Source organism: Moorena sp. SIO4E2 (assembly GCF_010671945.1).
GTDB lineage: Bacteria > Cyanobacteriota > Cyanobacteriia > Cyanobacteriales > Coleofasciculaceae > Moorena > Moorena producens.
This window is the reverse complement of sequence record NZ_JAAHIE010000764.1, coordinates 1-2944: the sequence shown is the minus strand read 5'-3', so window position 1 is coordinate 2944 and position 2944 is coordinate 1. Positions and strand designations below refer to the sequence as shown.

The following is a 2944-nucleotide window of genomic DNA, read 5'->3' as shown; positions in this document are numbered from 1 at the left end:
ATTTGGAATCATTCTGTAGAATCCTTACAAGTGGTACCATCAGCCTCCGTGTTGGGGGATAAGGGGCGTCCATTACCGGAAGAGTCTCAACCAACTCCTGATAGCTTGGAGCAGAAACCTCAGGAGTTGTCATCAACTGTACCTGATCAAAGCTTTACCACGGAATCTGTAAATGGTCAAGTGCCATCCACCAGTAATACGGTGGCTACAGATACAACAGAAACTAGTACTACTAATACTACAGAGACGAATACTACAGAGACGAATACTACAGAGACGAATACTACAGATACTATTGAAGCTGAGACGACCGCTGAGTCGCAGACAGAATCACCAGCCCCGAAGACTCAACCTACTGTTCATGGGCAGGGGAGCTTGAACCGATTACTGGATACTCTGTTTCCCTATAATCAATCTTTTAATAGTCCTAGCAAAGACACTTAGCAGCTACCTAGACTGATCCCTTTTATGCGATCGCTCTTAGCGGAAGCTTCGCTTCATCGCGAAGCGTGACCAAAGGTCAATCGCCTTTGGCGGGCTCTTCGAGCCATCGCTTTTAGCGTGGTCTACGGCCAATCGCGTAATTTGTGTTCGCTTAGCGGCTCCAAAGGAGCATCGCGTAGCGTGACCAAAGGTCAATCCCGTAGCGTGACCAAAGGTCAATCGCATCACAGCTCCCTAGAAGTATCCCTTACGGTGATGATCACTAAATTTGGTGATCCAATTGTTTGGCATAGCTGAGGTCTGCCTAGGTGACGTTCCTACACTTCCCTATCCGGTAAGTGTAAGCTTCTAGCACTCCTTAGAGCTACTAAAACTTCCTTTGAGGTACTATTAGTTATAGAGCTATTTATAACCGGATTCCCCTTACAGCGTTTTATAGTGGGGAACACGCCCAGCCCCACTCGTTTTAGGTTAATTGCGGCATTTAGGTCACGATCAACCAATAACATTTCTTGCTCATCCCAATACTCGCGGAGGTCGCAATCCGTGAATACAAACTCGTCTCGATAGCTTAACAGCTGAGAGGTATAGGCAGGGTTACACTTTTTCGTTACTGCTCCAGCTTTTCCAGCTATGTAGTCCAGTACCTCAAAGAACTGCCCAAATCCTGCGTCCAACCAAGACTTATTTAATCCAGATTTAGCGGACTGTCCATTAGGCAAATATCCACCCTTCCCATCTGGCTTGGGTTTATTTCGTTTATTTAAACCACTAAGGTTCAAATTTTCATAATAGAAAACTTTTTTTCCGGTTCTAACCAGAACATGAGCTGTTTTATAGGCATGATCCTTTCGGCTCCTAGCAATCCGTTGATGTATTCTCGCTTCACGCGATTGCAATTTCCTTCTAGCTTTACTGCCTTTTGTCTTGGCATTCTTTTTTGTCTGTACCTTTTCTAGATCAGAATGATTATTACGGTAAGACTTAAGAGAAGGTAGTTTGGTATTTTCAGATGTTGCTAGATAATCGTCTCCGTAAAGTACCGCATCCAACCCTATGCTATTATCCCAAGTGGGAATAACACTTTCTGGTGTAAGCGTTGGTACTGTAGAATCTTTTAAGCATAAGGTTGTGTACCAACCATCGGTTTTCTTGGTGATTATAATATTCTTGATCTTAAACCCATGGGGCAGCGGACGATGTAGTCGTACCTTAAGCCAGCCCTTGAGTTTACTGATCTTTAGCCATATCCATTTCCTCTCGATTCTGGCTACAGAAAAACAGTCTTTCCCATCTATCTTTAAAGTCCTGTATCTAGCTTGATTTTTAAATCTAGGTTTTCCGCTACGACTACCATTACAATCGCCTTTGATAAATCGACTGAAAGCCATATCTGCTCTTTTACATACGTCCTGTAAAGTATTCGCCGGAACTCGGGTAAAGTCCAGCAATTCACCTGAGTGGACAACTGTCACCAAGTCTTTTTTCCAGATTGGTAACAGCTTTTTTTGACTGAAATAACCGGGGTTATCTCTGAGTTCTGGTAGATAAGTAATCAACGGACAAGAATTAACAGCAGTGCGGTTTTCATTCCACCACCGAAAGCGATCGCCCAACTGCCAGTTGTACCAGTACCGACAAATCCGTAGCCAATCATTTAGTTCTAGTTTTTGTTGACTACTTGGATAAGCCTGGTATTGGTAGTTGAGCAGCATCACGATCACCTCCTAGTTTTTATTGCGCTTTACATATTATAGACTGTAGTGCTTCTCAATTAGGTGAGGGACTTTCGTCTTAGGGAGTAGGGAGATGGAGAGATGGAGATTGAGATCAGCAAGGGTTGTCGTTTCGCCGATCAGCGATTGCATCACTACTCCCTGTTCCCTGTGCCCTTTTTTATATTATCAATCCTATACTAATCAGGCAATTTGGCCTCGGCACTTTTAGGGTTTTTGATAAAGTATTGACATGTATTTTAAAGGTGACTATAATTCAAGCTAACTCTATTTTTTTAAATCGATTCTGATAAATCATAATAATTTATCATAGCAAAAAAATCCTGTTAACTATTTCCTACCGTTCCCTATTCCCTATTCCCTATTCTACACATACTGAACGAGGATACTTTCTGTGACTAATCTTTCTCACCAATTCGCACTTGTTACTACTGCTGTCGCTTTAACCTCTGCTACTGTTGCAGTTTTACCGGCTGCTGCTGAGCAAATCATTAACCAAGAATTCAGCGGCGAACTTGAATTGTCGGATTTTCCTGATTTTCTGCCAGAGCCTCCTCCCGAAACTAGAGATTACGAGGGGTTTGTTGAATACAATACTGAAGGGGAATTACTCTCTTGGTTTCTTGATGTAGAAGGGTTAGAGCAAGTCGGTTCTGATATTACCCTTGAACCGTTGCCTTCTCCTTTTCCTTCTCCTCTTCCTGTTCCTCCTAGAAACTTTATTACGACCTTTGACGCTACCCCTGATAGTTGGATTCTAGATA

The 2944-nt window shown here is 42.8% G+C and carries 3 protein-coding genes and 1 pseudogene; 2 read left to right on the top strand and 2 right to left on the bottom strand.

Annotated elements, in window-relative coordinates; translation table 11 throughout:
- Positions 1–444 (top strand): annotated as a pseudogene (locus F6K37_RS36795) (hypothetical protein); the annotation flags it as partial.
- 36 nt (positions 445–480) lie between these two features.
- Here the strand turns inward: F6K37_RS36795 and F6K37_RS36790 are convergent.
- Together F6K37_RS36790 and F6K37_RS36785 are read right to left on the bottom strand one after the other, a co-directional pair.
- Complete coding sequence (locus F6K37_RS36790) at positions 481–669, bottom strand: hypothetical protein (RefSeq protein ID WP_287255921.1); 189 nt, start codon at positions 667–669, stop codon at positions 481–483.
- Positions 670–761: 92 nt separating this feature from the next.
- Positions 762–2159: an RNA-guided endonuclease InsQ/TnpB family protein gene (locus F6K37_RS36785; RefSeq protein WP_287255919.1), complete on the bottom strand. Its 1398-nt coding sequence runs from the start codon at positions 2157–2159 to the stop codon at positions 762–764.
- A gap of 415 nt (positions 2160–2574) precedes the next feature.
- Here F6K37_RS36785 and F6K37_RS36780 point away from each other — a divergent pair.
- Positions 2575–2944: hypothetical protein (locus F6K37_RS36780; protein ID WP_287255917.1), on the top strand; the 370-nt coding region annotated here is incomplete at its 3' end.